Origin of the sequence: Pseudomonas sp. PA15(2017) (assembly GCF_001945395.1) — a bacterium.
Lineage (GTDB): Bacteria > Pseudomonadota > Gammaproteobacteria > Pseudomonadales > Pseudomonadaceae > Aquipseudomonas.
Window position 1 is genome coordinate 84,651 of the sequence record NZ_MSXV01000032.1, and the last position, 15,971, is coordinate 100,621.

The 15,971-nt window shown below is 62.5% G+C and carries 15 protein-coding genes and 1 tRNA gene; 11 read left to right on the forward strand and 5 right to left on the reverse strand.

What is annotated here, in order from left to right:
- Positions 1–5: 5 nt before the first annotated feature.
- Positions 6–81: transfer RNA gene (locus tag BVH03_RS10650), tRNA-Asn, on the reverse strand.
- 190 nt (positions 82–271) lie between these two features.
- Between BVH03_RS10650 and BVH03_RS10655 the strand changes: the two genes are divergently transcribed.
- From BVH03_RS10655 to BVH03_RS10680, 6 genes are all read left to right on the forward strand, one after another.
- Positions 272–2,539, forward strand: a complete 2,268-nt coding sequence (locus BVH03_RS10655) for a DUF1631 domain-containing protein (protein ID WP_075961125.1) — start codon at positions 272–274, stop codon at positions 2,537–2,539.
- 163 nt (positions 2,540–2,702) lie between these two features.
- Complete coding sequence (locus tag BVH03_RS10660) at positions 2,703–3,035, forward strand: PilZ domain-containing protein (RefSeq protein WP_075961126.1); 333 nt, start codon at positions 2,703–2,705, stop codon at positions 3,033–3,035.
- Positions 3,036–3,183: 148 nt separating this feature from the next.
- Positions 3,184–4,035, forward strand: a complete 852-nt coding sequence (fdhD, locus tag BVH03_RS10665) for a formate dehydrogenase accessory sulfurtransferase FdhD (protein ID WP_256574673.1) — start codon at positions 3,184–3,186, stop codon at positions 4,033–4,035.
- Positions 4,032–6,353 carry an FdhF/YdeP family oxidoreductase gene (locus tag BVH03_RS10670; RefSeq protein ID WP_075961127.1) on the forward strand — a complete coding sequence of 774 codons (2,322 nt, stop codon included), beginning with the start codon at positions 4,032–4,034 and terminating at the stop codon, positions 6,351–6,353. The genes fdhD and BVH03_RS10670 overlap by 4 nt, the downstream gene beginning before the upstream one ends.
- A 537-nt stretch (positions 6,354–6,890) precedes the next feature.
- Positions 6,891–7,610, forward strand: coding sequence for a TorF family putative porin (locus BVH03_RS10675; RefSeq protein WP_075961128.1), 720 nt, complete (start codon positions 6,891–6,893; stop codon positions 7,608–7,610).
- A 203-nt stretch (positions 7,611–7,813) separates the two neighbouring features.
- Positions 7,814–8,248 carry a glycine zipper domain-containing protein gene (locus tag BVH03_RS10680; protein WP_075928745.1) on the forward strand — a complete coding sequence of 145 codons (435 nt, stop codon included), beginning with the start codon at positions 7,814–7,816 and terminating at the stop codon, positions 8,246–8,248.
- Between the two features lie 42 nt (positions 8,249–8,290).
- Here the strand turns inward: BVH03_RS10680 and BVH03_RS10685 are convergent, their stop codons facing one another.
- Entirely contained in the window at positions 8,291–8,725 is a 435-nt protein-coding gene (locus BVH03_RS10685; protein ID WP_075961129.1) for a thioesterase family protein, read from the reverse strand.
- Between the two features lie 72 nt (positions 8,726–8,797).
- Positions 8,798–9,961, reverse strand: a complete 1,164-nt coding sequence (locus tag BVH03_RS10690; RefSeq protein WP_075961130.1) for an iron-containing alcohol dehydrogenase — start codon at positions 9,959–9,961, stop codon at positions 8,798–8,800.
- A gap of 409 nt (positions 9,962–10,370) precedes the next feature.
- Between BVH03_RS10690 and BVH03_RS10695 the strand changes: the two genes are divergently transcribed.
- A complete protein-coding gene (locus BVH03_RS10695) occupies positions 10,371–10,874 on the forward strand; it encodes a hypothetical protein (protein ID WP_075961131.1) in 504 nt (167 codons plus the stop codon).
- A gap of 124 nt (positions 10,875–10,998) precedes the next feature.
- On the opposite strand, the gene BVH03_RS10700 is transcribed toward BVH03_RS10695, so the two are convergent.
- Together BVH03_RS10700 and BVH03_RS10705 are read right to left on the reverse strand one after the other, a co-directional pair.
- Positions 10,999–11,418 carry an HPF/RaiA family ribosome-associated protein gene (locus BVH03_RS10700; protein ID WP_075961132.1) on the reverse strand — a complete coding sequence of 140 codons (420 nt, stop codon included), beginning with the start codon at positions 11,416–11,418 and terminating at the stop codon, positions 10,999–11,001.
- A 111-nt stretch (positions 11,419–11,529) separates the two neighbouring features.
- Positions 11,530–12,132 (reverse strand): nitroreductase family protein, encoded by a 603-nt coding sequence (locus BVH03_RS10705; RefSeq protein WP_075961133.1) that lies wholly within the window; start codon positions 12,130–12,132, stop codon positions 11,530–11,532.
- A gap of 275 nt (positions 12,133–12,407) precedes the next feature.
- Between BVH03_RS10705 and BVH03_RS10710 the strand changes: the two genes are divergently transcribed.
- Genes BVH03_RS10710 through BVH03_RS10725 form a run of 4 tightly spaced genes read left to right on the forward strand, consistent with a single transcriptional unit; the run spans position 12,408 to position 15,858 of the window.
- Positions 12,408–13,538, forward strand: a complete 1,131-nt coding sequence (locus tag BVH03_RS10710; RefSeq protein ID WP_075961134.1) for an ABC transporter permease — start codon at positions 12,408–12,410, stop codon at positions 13,536–13,538.
- Positions 13,535–14,314, forward strand: coding sequence for an ABC transporter ATP-binding protein (locus BVH03_RS10715; RefSeq protein ID WP_075961135.1), 780 nt, complete (start codon positions 13,535–13,537; stop codon positions 14,312–14,314). Before BVH03_RS10710 ends, BVH03_RS10715 begins: the two co-directional genes overlap by 4 nt.
- Positions 14,315–15,232: an MlaD family protein gene (locus tag BVH03_RS10720; protein ID WP_075961136.1), complete on the forward strand. Its 918-nt coding sequence runs from the start codon at positions 14,315–14,317 to the stop codon at positions 15,230–15,232.
- The gene (locus BVH03_RS10725) at positions 15,229–15,858 is read left to right on the forward strand and encodes an ABC-type transport auxiliary lipoprotein family protein (RefSeq protein ID WP_075961137.1); all 630 of its coding nucleotides are present in this window, start codon (positions 15,229–15,231) and stop codon (positions 15,856–15,858) included. The genes BVH03_RS10720 and BVH03_RS10725 overlap by 4 nt, the downstream gene beginning before the upstream one ends.
- The last annotated feature ends 113 nt before the right edge of the window (positions 15,859–15,971 follow it).

Consider the following 15,971-nt stretch of genomic DNA (forward strand, 5'->3'; position numbering starts at 1 on the left):
AAGATTGGCTCCGCGACCTGGACTCGAACCAGGGACCCAATGATTAACAGTCATTTGCTCTACCGACTGAGCTATCGCGGAACTATGCTCTTTCTTTTCTCTGTTTGCGTTGCCGCTGCAGAGGCGCGCCATTTTACGGTTTCGCAAACCGCTGTCAACCCCCTAAATTGCTTTTATGACAATGCTTTGCGAACAGGTAGTCATTTGATTTAACTTCGAGGCACACCTGCACAGCCTGGCGCACCGCACCGGGCCTTATTCAGGATCTCAGATGAGCATTCAGGGCAAGCCGCCTTCTTCCGCCAGCACGCCGAGCACATTGGCGAGCAGAGGCATTCAGCCGCGCTTCGGCGAGCTGGGGCAGAGCTGTCGAAAGCTAGTGCTCAATCACCTGGCGGATCATCTGACACGCACCTTCGCCCAGGTCGACGACACCCTCTTTCAATGTGCCGAGCAGGCGGAGAACAATCAGGTCCAGGCCATGTTCTTCGACAGCATGCGCGAAGTGCGCAGGCTGCGGCCGCAGATCGAACGCCACTATCACCTGAGCATTTCCAAAGGCATCGCCGATTTCCTCGACGGCAAACTGGTCGCCAGCCAGCCCACGGACGTTCCAGCCGAAGACCTGGCGCTGATCGACAACGAGGCCTACGAGGAAGCGTTGCAGGTCACCAACATGGCGCAGCGAGTCCAGACGCGCTGCGCGCCAGCCCTGTTCGCCCTGAACAAGCGCCTGGCCCTGCTCAACAACGGCCAGCCCGTGCCGGCGGAGATCAATCCGCTTTCCCCGAAGACGATTGCTCAGGCCTTGCTGACGGCCCTGCAACCGAGCGAATTGCCGCTGCGAATCAAACTGGTGCTCTATGGCCTGTTCGACAAGCAATTGATGCAGGGGCTGGACGCACTCTATGAGGCACTCAATACCCGCCTGATCGAAGCCGGCGTGCTGCCCAATCTGAAATTCGCCCCTGCACGTACTGCGCAGCCGTCACCCAGCAGCCCATCCGCGAGCAGCTTCACCGAGACTCGCCGCTCGCCGGGACCGATCGACCTGACCGCGAGCCCGCCCGTCGATGCCGAGCACCTGGCCGCCGGGCTCGACAGGTTGCTGGCCGAATACCGTAAACAGCAACACGCCATCGGCCCGCTCAATGGCTCGCCGAGCATGGCCAGTTTCGCGCCGCAGGACGCCAAGCGCACCTATGAAGCGGGCGAACTGCTCGAAGCACTGAATAGGCTGCAACAGGCCTCCGCCGTCGAACTCACCCAGCATCCGGGTCGCCCACTGCACGTCACCGACCTGAAGACCGACCTGCATCGCCAACTGGCCAGTCATAATGAAGCGCCCCAGCAACACCGCGTGGGCGGCCAGGAAACCGACATCATCGATCTGGTAGGAATGATCTTCGACTTCATCCTCGATGACGAAAACCTGCCGCAACCCTACAAGGTCGCCCTCTCCCACCTGCATACGCCCTGCCTGAAGGTGGCGCTGCTCGATCGCGCACTGTTCAGCCAGCCCCATCACCCGGCGCGCCGGCTGATCAACGCCATGGCCCAGGCCGGCGTGTTGTACGGTGCCCAGGATGACACCTATGGTTTGTTGGCCAAGGTGCAATGGGTGGTGCGCCAGGTCGTCCAGCATTTCAGCGGCGACTTGCGCCTGTTCGAGATGCTGCTCGGCGAGTTCGAAGAGTTTACCCGCGGTATAACCCAGCGCGTAGAGCTTCAGGAGCGCCGCGCCGTGGAGACGGCCAAGGGTCGCGACAAGCTGCTAGGGGCTCGTCACAGTGCCGCCCAGGCGATCGCCCAGGCGCTGGCCAAGCGCTCGCCACCGCCAATCATCCGGCAGTTTCTCGAGCGCACCTGGATCGACGTCCTGGTGTTCATCCAACTGCGCCACGGCGCCTCCAGCCAGGAATGGCAGCGCGCCTGCGAAACAGCAGAGAGCCTGGCCTGGAGCGCCACTGCGCTAGACGCCGCGCAGCGTGATCGCCTGCAGCGCCTGCGCGTCGATATGCTCGATGAGTTGCGCAATGGCCTGATGCTGCTCGGCGGCTACCACGAAGACGACGTACGCCGCCTGCTGCAAGACCTGGTCGCCTGCCAGCACGCCGTACAGGCCGGGCAACCCCAGCTTGCCTCGAAGCTGAGCTTGCCGCCGAGCCCCAATCCACTGGGCGCCCTGCTGAGCGACGAAGCAGCGCTGCTCGCCACGTCACGCAAAGCTCAGCGCCACGCCGACCCAAGCCTGGTTAGCGAGCTGGAGAAACTCGAGTTCGGCACCTGGTTCGATTTCATCCTGGGTGGCAAGCGGCAGACCCTGAAGCTGTCCTGGTACAGCCCCACGACCCACAACTACATGTTCGTGGACCGTAACGGCCAAAGGGCCGCGGTCAAGTCGATGGATCAGCTCGCCGAGGAAATGCAGCAGGGCACCGCACGCCGCAGCAAACCCGACCGCTCGGCGCCGATGGTCGACCGCGCGCTACACGCCGTCTATCGTGTGCTCCAGCAACTGACCGGACGAACCACCTGAGGACTCGTTCATAATCTTCGAGCCCAGGTTCGTCGACTTCGACTGTGAAGCGGCGGGAGCGACCAGCGGTGGAGTATTTGTGGGAGCGGCAAACGGTTGCTATCGCATCGTCGTTGCCGCTTCATGCGCACACGAGACGTTGAACAGGTTCTGAGGGCCACCAATGGAAGATCGTCGCCAGCATCCTCGTTATCAGTCGACTTCGCGGCTCGAGGTCCATGATCAGCAAAGCGAATCGTATCTGGGTCGAATCGCCGACCTGTCCAGCGAAGGCTTCATGCTGTGCAGCATGGCCCCGCAATCTGCCGATACGCTGGTGGAATGCAAACTGGTCGGCGAAGACATGGACGAGGTGCGTTTTACCGCCGACTGTTTGTGGAGTCGTGAGGGTGCAATCGGCCAGCCGTCCTGGGCGGGTTATCACATCATCGACATAGACGCGCTCAATATGCAGAAGCTGCAGACGATTCTTGAGCATTTGCAGGGCGAGGGGTGAGCGGCTGGCTGCGCTGCAAACCGGGTCACAGAGCATTTCCAGCACAACCGATAAACAGCATCGATCACGGCATTGACAACAGCGATTAGACGCTTTCCTGGCAAACGCCTAGGCTTCTCTGTGTCAATCCGCCGCAGGGGAGCTTGCCGTGCCCCGGTCAGCCGAGATTTCCGCCGTTGCCAGCCGTACCCAGCCTGTCGCCCAGGAGGCGGAAGGCTACGCCTATGCCGAGCTGGGCAATCCTGCAGCCGAGGGCTCAGCCGTATTGGCCCAGGAGAGTGCGCTGGCTATCAGTTACAACGGCATCAGCCATGCCGTGATGATGGTGTCGCCAACCGCTGTTGAAGATTTCATCGTCGGGTTCAGCCTGAGCAGCGCCGTCGTCGACTCCATCGACGATATTTATGACATTCGAGTGCAGCATTTCGGCCCAGCCATCAGCGCCGAGGTAGAGATCAGCAGCCGCGCCTTCTGGGCGATGAAGCAGCAGCGCAGGCAACTGGCTGGCACCAGCGGTTGCGGCCTGTGCGGCGTGGAAGCGCTCGACCAGGCACTGCCGCAGCTGGCGACCCTGGACCAGGCCGAGCTGCCCGAGGCCACGCATCTTATCGATCTGCGCGAACGTATCGCCGCCGTACAGGATCTGGCTCGCCGCAGCGGCGCCCTGCACGCCGCGCTATATGTCGACGCCAGCGGAGAGATCCGCGCCTGCCGGGAAGACATCGGTCGGCACAATGCGCTGGACAAGCTGATCGGCGCCCTGCTGCGCGAGAAGCACGATGTGCGCCGGGGCTTCGCGGTGGTGACCAGCCGCTGCAGCCTGGAGTTGATTCACAAGGCGGTCAGAGCCGGCATCGGCAACCTGGTCAGCCTGTCGGCCCCGACCGCCCTGACCGTGCAATGGGCGCGCCGGCACAATCTCAACCTGATTCATTTGCCCCACCACAGTGCGCCACGGGTCTACAGCCCCGCGCCGCCTGCAAGAGAAGAACAGCCATGAGCCTGCAACCCGTTAACCCGCGTTACAAACCTTACAAAGGCGCTGCCGCCGGTTGGGGTGCGCTGATCAGCGTCACCCAGTTCTGGCTGGACAGCAAACAGCCATTCAAGAACCTACGCGCACTGCTCAAGACCAACCAGAACGGTGGCTTCGACTGCCCCGGCTGCGCGTGGGGCGACTCGCCGGAAGACGGTCGCATCAAGTTCTGCGAGAACGGCGCCAAGGCGGTGAACTGGGAAGCCACCAAGCGCCGGGTCGACGCCAAGTTCTTTTCCAAGTACTCCGTCAGCCAGTTGCGCGAGCAAAGCGACTACTGGCTGGAATATCAGGGCCGCCTGACCGAGCCGATGCGTTACGACGCGGCCACTGACCGCTACGTGCCGACCTCCTGGGATGACGCCTTCAGCCTCATCGCCAAGCACCTGAAGAACCTCGAGACCCCCAACCAGGCCGAGTTCTACACCTCGGGTCGCGCCAGCAACGAAGCTGCGTTCCTTTACCAGCTGTTCGTGCGCGCCTATGGCACCAACAACTTCCCCGATTGCTCGAACATGTGCCACGAAGCCAGCGGCGTGGCGCTGATCCAGAGCGTCGGCATCGGCAAAGGCAGCGTGACCTTCGCCGACTTCGAACATGCCGACGCGATCTTCGTGCTCGGCCAGAACCCGGGCACCAACCACCCGCGTATGCTCGAGCCGCTGCGTGAGGCGGTCAAGCGCGGCGCTCAGGTCGTCGCCTTCAACCCGCTCAAGGAGCGTGGCCTGGAGCGCTTCCAGCATCCGCAGCACGCCCTGGAAATGCTCACCAATGGTTCCGAGCCGCTCAACACCGCCTTCTTCCGCCCGGCTCTGGGTGGCGACATGGCGGCGCTGCGTGGCATTGCCAAGTTCCTGTTGCAGTGGGAGCGCGAAGCCGTCGCCAAGGGCGAGAAGCCGGTCTTCGACCATGCCTTCATCGCCGAACACACCGATGGTGTCGATGCCTACCTCGCCGTACTCGACGAAACCTCGTGGGAGTCGCTGGTCGAGCAGTCCGGCCTGACCCTCGACGAAATCGAGCAGGCGGCGCTGATGTACCGCCGCGCCGAGAAAGTGATCATGTGCTGGGCGATGGGCATCACCCAGCACATCCACTCGGTGGCCACCATCCAGGAAATCGTCAACCTGCAACTGCTGCGCGGCAACCTCGGTCGTTCCGGCGCCGGCCTGTGCCCGGTTCGCGGTCACAGCAACGTGCAGGGCGACCGTACCATGGGCATCAACGATCGCCCGCCGGTGCTGCTGCTCGACAATATCGAGAAGCGCTTCCAGTTCAAGGTGCCGCGCGACAACGGCCACAACACTGTGGAAGCGATCAACGCCATGGTCGATGGCCAGGCCAAGGTGTTCATCGCCCTGGGCGGCAACTTCGCCCAGGCCACGCCGGACAGCCCGCGTACCCACCAGGCGCTGCAGAATTGCGACCTGACCGTGCAGATCAGCACCAAGCTCAACCGCAGCCATCTCACCACCGGTAAGGATGCGCTGATTCTGCCTTGCCTGGGCCGTACCGATATCGACATCCAGGCCACCGGCCCGCAAGCGATCACCGTGGAAGACTCGTTCAGCATGATCCACGCGTCCAACGGCCAGCTGGACCCGCTGTCCAAGGACATGCGCTCGGAGCCGGCCATCGTCGCCGGCATCGCCAAGGCCACCCTGGGCAACCACCCCGTCGATTGGGATGCGATGATCGCCGACTACGACCGCATCCGCGATCTGATCGCCGACACCATTCCCGGCTTCCAGGACTTCAACACCCGCGTGCAGCACCCAGGCGGTTTCTACCTGGGCAACTCGGCTGGCGCGCGCCAGTGGAAGACCACCACCGGCAAGGCCAACTTCAAATCCAACGCGTTGATGGCCGATCTGCTGCCACCCCAAGTGCGCAATAGCGGCCAGACGCCGGACCTGATCCTGCAGACCATGCGTTCCCACGACCAGTACAACACCACCATCTATGGCCTCGATGACCGTTACCGCGGCGTTCGTGGCCAACGTGACGTGCTGTTCGTCAACGAAGCCGATATCACCCGCCTGGGCTACAAGCCGGGGCAGAAAGTGGACATCACTTCGCTGTGGGACGACGGCGTCGAGCGCAAGGTAGTCGGCTTCACCCTGCTGGCCTTCGATATTCCGGCCGGCCAGGCGGCCGCCTACTACCCGGAAGCCAACCCGCTGGTGCCGCTGCAGAGCGTCGGCCTGGGCAGCCACACGCCGACCTCCAAGTTCGTCGCCATTCGCCTGCACGCTGCGCAGCAAACCGCGCGCATCGTCTAAGAGCCTGTTCATAATCTTTAAGCTCAGGTTCGGCGACTTTGGCGGCTAAGTGGGGCGGGAGCGGCCGATCGGTTTCGTAGGATGGACTGGTGATTATCTGTGGGAGCGGGCCATGCCCGCGAAAAATCACGGGCATGGCCCGTTCCCACAGGTGAAGCAACGATGTCCGCTTCTGCCTCGTAGTTGCCGCTTCATGCGCAGATAAGGCTTTGAACAGGCTCTAAGGACGCCATTGCCCTGCCGCCTCGGGTACCTCGCCCGAGGCGGCAGGGCATCTCCCCGCCCGCCAACGATCAGACTGCAGTTCGTCGGAAATACGGCACTTATCGCCTCAAATCACCCTCTGATGTCCCTTTGCCGTTATCCGCCTCGGTTAACGTGTCCAGAAGCGCTCAATCGAAGCGCGTAGTTGCGCCCAAGCCACGATGTGGCCCTTCGGGTTTCTGCCAAACGAGCGACAACCGTGCCACTGACTACCAGGCTTCTGAAAAAGCCGCCTGGCTCCGCTGTCATCGGCCTGCAACGGGAGGGAATACCATGCGGTTTCCATCTGTCGTCCTGCTAGGGGCGGCTCTGTTGAGCATCCACGCCCAGGCAGCGATCATGGAGCGTGAGCTGGGCGACTACGAACTCAATCTGGGCACCACGCCAAGCCGCAGCATGGCGCAGGGGCTGGTCAAGCCCGAGAGTGGCGGTGCCTTTCACGGCGGGCTCGACCTGAGCCACCCCAGTGGCTGGTACCTTGGCCAATGGTCGCCCAACCTGGGTATCAGCCCGGGCAGCCGCATGGAACTCAACAGCTACGTGGGCTATCGCCGGCACTTCGTCGACTCGCTCGGCTATGAAGTCGGCACCATCCGCTACAGCCACCCGGGCTATACGCACCTCGACAGCCAGGACCTGTACGCGGGCCTGACCTACGACGCGCGCCGCTTCGGTTTCTCCTTCAGCAACGACCCGAACCGTTTCAACAGCACCGTGCTGGCCGACCTCGGCCGCGTGAAGTTACTGGGCATGGCGGTAATCGTGCGTTACGGCAACCATCTGCTCGACAACCCCAAACAGATTTCCGGCGGCGGTACGGTCAGCTCGTTCAACGACTGGTCGCTGAGCCTCTCACGCCCGTGGAAAGGTATCGACTTCGATTTCTCGTACTCGGATTCGAGCCTGAGTGGAGAGGCCTGCTCGGCCTATTCGGGGCACAACACCGAGTGTGAGGGCTGGTTCTCGATCAAGGCGTCGAGATCGCTGTTCTAGGCACTTTCCGGACAACAGCACGCATCAGTGCAACGCTCGAAAACACATCTTGATACATTCATACTCGTATCTTTAATTCCCCTCTCGGGAATTTCCTCTGCGCGCCCGCTCTAAGGAGATGTCACCGGCACTGCACGGTGGCCGCTGGAACCATGGCAGAGCCATGGGCTACGCCCGCAAGGGTCATCTTCGAGGGTTACGCGATGCGTACATTCCTTAGCGCACTGGCCTTCAGTGCAATGATTTCTCCCCTGGCCTATGCCGATACCACCAAGACTGCCATTGGCAGCGGAGTCGGCGGCGCGCTGGGCAATATCGTCGGCCAGCAACTGGGAGGTAGCACGGGCGCTGCAATAGGCGCGGGCCTGGGTGGCGCCGCCGGTGGTGCCATCAGCTCACGCAACAAGACCGAGGCAGCGCTGGGCGGTGGCCTGGGCGCAGCAGGCGGCTCGGTGTTGGGCAATCAGTTCGGCGGCAGTACCGGCTCGACCATTGGCGCCGGCCTGGGCGGCGCTGCCGGTGGTGCCTTGGCCAACGAAGTGGCGGACAGCAACCGCCATGAATCCCGCTATCGCGACAACGGCCATCGGCACGGCAAAAAGCACCACAAGCGCCATCACAAACATCGTCACCGTTGATCATCCAGTCAGCATCAAGGGCGCCTCGGCGCCCTTGATCGTTCAGGCCACCAGCAAAACCTCCATCGCCTGGCGCAATGCATGGGGAATCGACACCGGCTGGTTGCTCTGGCGATCCACGAAGACATGCACGAAACGCCCCGCCGCGCAGGCCTGCATCTGCCCTTCGCGAAACACCGCGAGCTCATACCGCACCGAACTGTTGCCCAGTTTGCCAACCCGCAGGCCGACCTCCACGCGCTCGGGGAAAGCGATCGACTCGAAGTAATCGCAGCTTGAACTCACCACGAAGCCCACGACCTCGCCGCGATGGATATCCAAACCACCTGATTCGATCAGATAGGTATTCACCGCCGTGTCGAAATAGCTGTAGTAGGTGACATTGTTGACGTGGCCATACAGGTCGTTGTCGTGCCACCGCGTGGTGATCGGCTGGAAGTGAAGATAATGCTCGCGCAGGTGCTGCGACTGTTGCATGGGTTGCCACCTCGCATGAGAACGCAAGCCGGCATGGTGCCGGCCTCCTGCCAAAGTGACAACTGCGCCCGGTTAATATGCGACCTGATAGATGGCCAGCGCTTGGGCCTGAGTCATTTCTCGCGGATTGTTGACCAGCAGACGGTCATGCAGCATGGCGTCGGCGGCCAGACGCGGCAGCAAATCCTGCTCGACGCCTATATCACGTAGGCGCGCGGGTAAACCGCTGCGCTCGCTAAGGTCGGCCAGCTCGATGATGAATTGCTCGGTGTGATCCGTGGCATCGCCGCTGCGCAGGCGCTCGCCTAACAACAGCGGTGCCAATTCCTCGTAGAGCGGCGCGGCCACCGAGGCGTTGAAGCCCAGCACATGGGGCAGCAGCACCGCCGTGCTGACACCATGGGGCACCTGGCAATGTCCGCCCAGCGGATAAGCCAACGCATGCACCGCCGCCAGCGGCGCGTTGGCATAAGCCTGCCCGGCCAGGCAGGCGCCCAGCAGCATGGCCTGGCGGGCCTCACGATTGCCGCCATTGTGTACGGCCTCGTCCAGGTTGGCACCGAGCAGGCTCAGCGCTTCGCGCGCCAGCATGTCGGACAGCGGATTCTTGCGCCGCGCGCCGGTATAGGCCTCGACGGCGTGTCCCATGGCCAACATGCCGCAGGCCGCGGTGACCGGCGCCGGCAACTGCAGGGTGAGTTCGGCATCGAGCAGTGCCAGGTCCGGCAACAGGCGCGCCGACACCACCGCGACCCGGGTAGCATGCTGGGTGGTCATCACGGCGATGGGCGTCACTTCGGAGCCGCTACCAGCCGTGGTCGGCACCTGAATCAGCGGCAAGCGATGCCCCGCTGCTTTGTCGATGCCGTAAAGATCGCCCAGCGTCTGCCGGCAATCGGGATGCGCCAGCTGCGCGACCAACTTGGCTACATCCAACGAGCTGCCGCCGCCAAAGCCGATCACCAGCTCGGCCTGGGCGTCCTTGGCGAACTGTGTGGCATTGCCGACCACGGCTTCCGGCGCACCCGCCAGCACCCCGTCGAACACGTGCAGCGCGACGCCGCCCTTGGCAAAGGCGCTGCGTACATCTTCGAAGAAATCCTGCCGGGCAACACCGGCATCGGTCACCAGCGCTATGGAGCGCGCGCCCCAAGCCTGGCATAACGGCACAAGCCGCTGGACGGCTCCGGGCTCGCAGATGAGATGGGCGGCTGTAGCGAAGCTGAATGGCTGCATGGCGCTTTCCTCGTTCTGTGCAGCGCGATATCGCGCGAAAGACCATGCCCCTGTCACGCAAAGATCGCAGCATCCCGGCAAGGCCTCTGTTCATAGTAGGTCGTGAGCCGGAATCCGCCCGGGAAAGCGCGCGAAGGCAGCCGTTCGTCGATTAACTGGCTGAGTTGACCAACGATTAGCGCCTGGCACGCCCAGTGTGCCTGCCAGGCGCCGTATCCAGGCGATTCCAACCCAGCCCAGTAACCACGCGTCTTTCGTTCGAAACCACGAGGATCGCCGCTGAAGCCGACAATTGCCTACAAAAAAAGTGCTAGTCCATCCAGTTCTTGGGGTTATGACATATCTGCCTAAAGCCTTCCGCTCGCTCGACTTAGACTGAATTTATCGAATCGAAAGACGGAGGTGACTCATGCCCCTTTCCATCGACGGCATGAATATCGGCCAGTACAGCTATCGGCCAATTGGCACTACCAACAATGGGCTGCAGACCAACGCTCTGGATCGCGCGACGCCTGCGGCGCAGCGTCTGAACGATGCACAAGAGCAGTTGCTGGAACGTCGGCGTATCGATCAGGAACGTCAGGATCGCCTGCAAGAGACACGTGAAGAGCGTATCGCGCAGCAGGAGCAGCAACAAGAACGTGCCCTTCAGGTGCGCCAGCAACGTCAGGATGCAGCCCAGGAGCTGGACGAGCAGCTACGCGAGCAGCGGCTTGAGACACTTCAGGAGCAACGCCAGGAAGTGCTCAATCCACTGTCCGCAGAAAGCCTTGCCAGGCAGCGGGTACAGAGTGAAATTACTCCGCCGGCAGCTGATGCTGCGCAGGTGAGTCCGCGTTTGGCGGCTGAAGCCATTTCGGCTTATCGCCAAACGGCGTCCCCGGACTTCATCGGTCGTAGCCTGGTCGCCTGACCGGCGCTGAAATAGCCGCAAAAAAGCGGGCCCTGCATCAGATCGATGATCTGATGCAGGGCCCGCCTCTTGTTCAACGGAGAGTTTTAAAAAGCGCCACTACACAAGGTGAGCGCCTCCGCTTTCACTCCTTGCCCAATGCCTCCTGGCGTTGCAGAAACTCTTCCTGCAGCAACGCATCGGCATTTTCCTCGTCACCTTCCAACTGCTGATGCAGATGACCAGTACCAACCGGCTTGCTTTCCAACTTGCCCACTAGGTGTTCCAGAGCATGACGCATTTTCTCGGCGGCGCCGTCGATGGCCTGCTCCAGCGATTCAGCCTTGTGAGTAACGGACAGCGGCTGATGGCCCTTGGGGCGAGCCTCGATCTGGCAGCGCTTGTCGTCCGCGCCGCTCTTGCCGCCGTTCTCGTCGCTGATATGCACTTCCACTCGCGACAGGAACTCCTCGTAACGCTCCAGACGATCCGCCACGGATCCGCTCACCCATTCCTGTAGCCGTGCGCTGCCTTCGATATGGTTGCTGTTCACATGAACTTGCATGGTCTTCCTCGCTTTCGACGGGTCTAGGAGCTTGGAGGCGATCGGGCGAGACTAGGTTCCTGTTGATTGCCGCTGCCGCCGGCGATTAAGGCGGCGGCGAGCGAGACCGCGTCAGAAGCGGTCGCGGATCACCACTTCATCGAATGGCAGTTTGCCGATACGAGGCTTGGCGTCGATGGCTTTCTTGCCTACGGCGACCATCAGAGCGATCACATGGTTGTCCGGCAGGTTGATCAGCTTGGCCACGGCGTCGAAATCGAAGCCATCCATGGGGCAGGAATCCAGGCCCTTGCCGCGCGCGGCGAGCATAAGGGTTTGCGCCACCAGGCCGCAGCTGCGCATGGTTTCGTCGCGCTGTACCTGTGGTTTGTCGCGGTAGTAGTTATCGATGGCGCCCGCCATGAACTGCTGCACTTCGACTGGCGCGCCATCCCACACGCGGCCGACGTTCTTTTCCCAGCTGTCGACCTGGGCACAGACCACCACCAACATCGAGGCGTCGGTCATCTGCGCCTGCCCCCAGCCAACCTCGCGAATCTGCTGACGCAGCGCCGGGTCGCTGACTTCCACCAAGCGAACGTGCTGCAGGTTGAAGGCCGTGGGCGCGAGCAGCGCCAGTTGCAGCAACTCGTTCTTTTCTTCGGCGCTCAAGGTGAAACCGGCGTCATAACCTTTGACGGCGCGGCGGGTGCGGATGGCTTCGTGAACATGCATGGGGCTGGCTCCTGATGATGGCAATGGAAGGATTCGCTGCAATGCTAGACAAGCCACTCCGGCAAAACCATGGGACCTTTACGATTCGATTCATCGTCTGCAACGATTTATTCGAAGCGCAGCCCGGTAAGGCTAACCGTCTCGCCAGAGCTCATGCTCGGCCATTGACGGGCTGCTAGACCGGACGCCTCTTGCAACGATAAAGGCTCAGAAGACACACTGGAGGCTCTAACAAGGCTATTCCAAACGAACGTTCGAGGGTTAAGCTATTACCCATGACCAATTCGCCCTACATCGCCACGTCCTCTGCCGACGCCGCTGCGCTCAAGGTAGGTGGAGACTGGACACTCGCCCACTACGGCGCGCTGCTGCCCCAGGTCGCTGAGGCAAGACCGGCACTGGATGAAAACAGCCGCGCCGATTTCAGCGAGCTGAACGCACTGGACACCGCAGGCGCGAGCCTGCTGGTCGAACTACTCGGTGCGCAGCGACTGATCGCCTTGCTGTCCGATGACAGCCTCAGTGATGAGCGCCGCGCTCTACTGCACACCGTTGCCACGGCCATGCAGCAGCAACAACTGGTGAGCGAGCCTCCAAGCCGCTCAACCTACCGCGAGTTTTTCGGACATATCGGCGAGGTCGTGGAAGGCATCTGGCACAAGGTGGTCGGCTTGTTGGGCTTCGTCGGCCTTACCCTCGGCACCCTGTTGCTGATTCTGCTCAACCCACGCCGCTGGCGGCTGACGTCGCTGGCCTCGCACCTCGAACAGATCGGCCTGAACGCCGTGCCGATCATTGCGCTGCTGACTTTTCTGGTCGGTGCCGTGGTGGCTTTTCTCGGCGCGACCATTCTCAGCGACTTCGGCGCGACCATCTACACGGTCGACCTGGTGGCATTCTCGTTCCTGCGCGAGTTCGGGGTGCTGCTCACCGCCATCCTGATGGCCGGCCGTACCGCCAGCGCCTTTACCGCGCAGATCGGTTCGATGAAGGCCAACGAGGAAATCGACGCGATCCGCACCCTGGGGCTCAATCCCATGGAGCTGCTGGTGCTGCCGCGGGTATTCGCCATGCTGATCGCCCTGCCACTGCTGACCTTTGTCGCCATGCTCTGCGGCATGCTCGGTGGTGCCGTGGTGTGCGTGCTGACACTGGATATCTCGCCGTCGATGTTTCTGTATCTGCTGCAGGAAAATATCCCGCTCAACCATTTTCTGGTCGGCATGGGCAAAGCACCGATCTTTGCCTTTCTCATCGCGGTAATCGGCTGCCTGGAAGGCTTCAAGGTCACCGGCAGCGCGCAGTCAGTCGGCGAACGCACCACTTCCGCCGTGGTGCAGTCGATCTTCGTGGTCATCGTGGTCGACGCCGTGGCGGCACTGTTTCTGATGGAGATGGGCTGGTGAGTGGCGAAGCGATCATTCAGGTTCGTGACCTGACCAACCAGTTCGGCCCCCAGGTGGTGCACCAGCATCTGGACCTGGATCTGTATCGCGGCGAAGTGCTCGGCGTGGTGGGCGGCTCGGGCACCGGCAAATCGGTGCTGCTGCGCACCATCGTCGGCCTGCGCGAGCCCAGCGCCGGTAAGGTGCGGGTGTTCGGCGAGGATTTGCTGACGCTGTCCTCGCAGCAGCGTTCCGAGCTGGAGCGGCGCTTCGGCGTGCTCTACCAGCGCGGCGCGCTGTTTTCGTCGCTCACCGTGGTGGAGAACATCGCCCTGCCGCTGATCGAGCATGCCGGGCTGACGCGTTCCCAGGCCGAGCACCTGGCCGAGTCCAAAGTGGCACTGGTCGGCCTGCCGCCCCACGCCGGCAACAAGTATCCGAGCGAGCTTTCTGGCGGCATGGTCAAGCGCGCCGCCTTGGCCCGCGCCATGGCGCTGGAGCCGGACATCCTGTTTCTCGACGAGCCAACCGCAGGTCTAGACCCGATCGGCGCGGCGGCCTTCGACCAGTTGATCCGCACCCTGCGCGACGCCCTCGGGCTCAGCGTGTTTCTGGTCACCCACGACCTGGATACGCTTTACACCCTGTGCGACCGCGTGGCCGTGCTGTCACAGAAGCGGGTGCTGGTGGCTGACACCCTGGACGTGGTCGCCGCCACCGACGATCCCTGGATACAGGACTATTTCCATGGCCCGCGCGGACGCGCGGCCGAACAGGCTGCAACGAGGATTAGCTGAATGGAACCACGCGCCCATCACGTCTTGATCGGCATGTTCACGGTGGCGATCGTCAGCGCCATCCTGGTGTTCGCCCTGTGGCTGGGCAAGACCAGCGCCGACAAGCAGTTCAACTACTACGAGGTGATCTTCACCGAAGCGGTCAACGGCCTGTCCCAAGGTAGCGCTGTGCAGTACAGCGGCATCCGGGTCGGCGACGTCATCAGCCTGACCCTCGACCCGCAAGATCCGCGCAAGGTACACGCCACTATCCGCATCAACGGCACCACGCCGATCAAGGAAGACACCCGCGCGCGCCTGACCGTCACCAGCATCACCGGTGGTGCGGTGATTCAGCTGCACGGCGGCTCGCCCGAGAGCCCGGCACTGAAAGCCAGAGACGGTCATACGCCAGTGATCGTTGCCGATCGCTCGCCGCTGTCGCAGTTGATGGCCAATGGCGAAGACCTGATGATCAGCGTGACCCGCCTGCTCGATCGCGCCAATGCCATGTTCTCCCGCGAGAACACCGAGAACATCGCCAAGACCCTGCGTAACCTGGAACACATCACCGCCAGTGTTTCCGAACAGCGCGAGGAGCTGCGCGAGGCCCTCGCGCAAATGTCCACCGCTGGGCGTGAGGCCAGTGCTTTGATGAACAACGCCAACAAGCTGTTCAGCGGCCCGGCGCAGAACACCCTGCAGAGCGCCGAGCGCCTGGCCGCTTCGCTGGAGCGCAGCAGCAGCAACATCGAACAACTGCTACAGGACAACCGCGCCGCCCTCGACGGTGGCATGCAGGGCATCGGCGAGCTCGGCCCGGCCATCAACGAGCTGCGTGACACCCTGGGTTCTCTGCGCTCGTTCTCGCGGCGTCTGGAGGAAGACCCGGCCGGCTATCTGCTGCGCAGCGACAGCATCAAGGAGTTTCAACCATGAAAGCATTCGCCACTGCCGGTGCCCTGCTACTGACCAGCCTGCTCAGCGCCTGCTCGATCCTTCCCCAGGGTGAGGCTCTCGACGTGTACCTGCTGCCGAGCAATATGCCGGTGCGCACGGCCGATGCGCCACGGGAAAGCTGGTCGCTGCGGGTCAACCGTCCGCAGAGCAGCCAGTTGCTGGACAGCCCGCGCATCGTCGTGCTGCCGCAAGGCGACCGCATCAGCGCCTACCAGGGTGCCCGCTGGAGCGACCGCGCGCCGGCACTGTTTCGCGACCGGCTGATCGGCGCCTTTCTCGATGACGGCCGCATCGGCGCCGTCAGCAGCGACGACAGCCGGCTACAGGCCGATCTGGAGCTGAGCAGCGACCTGCGCGCCTTCCAGAGCGAGTACCGCAACGGCCGGCCCGAAGTGCATATCCTCCTCGACGCGCGCCTGGTACAGGCCGGCAACCAGCGCATCCTCGCCAGCCGCCGCTTCGAAGTCCGCCAGGTTGCCGGCGACACGGCGGTGGAATCGGTGGTCAAGACCTTCGGCACCGCCAACGACCAGCTTTCACGGCAACTGATGGATTGGGTGGTGAAAGAAGGCCAGCGTAATACGTCGGATAGCAGCAAGCCCTGATTAGGGCGGCTTGTCTTCAGGTGCTAGAAGCCATTCAGCACCTTACTGTGGGAGCGGGCCATGCCCGCGAAGAAAATCACGGGCATGGACTCGGTGTGATCTTTCAGCCATGT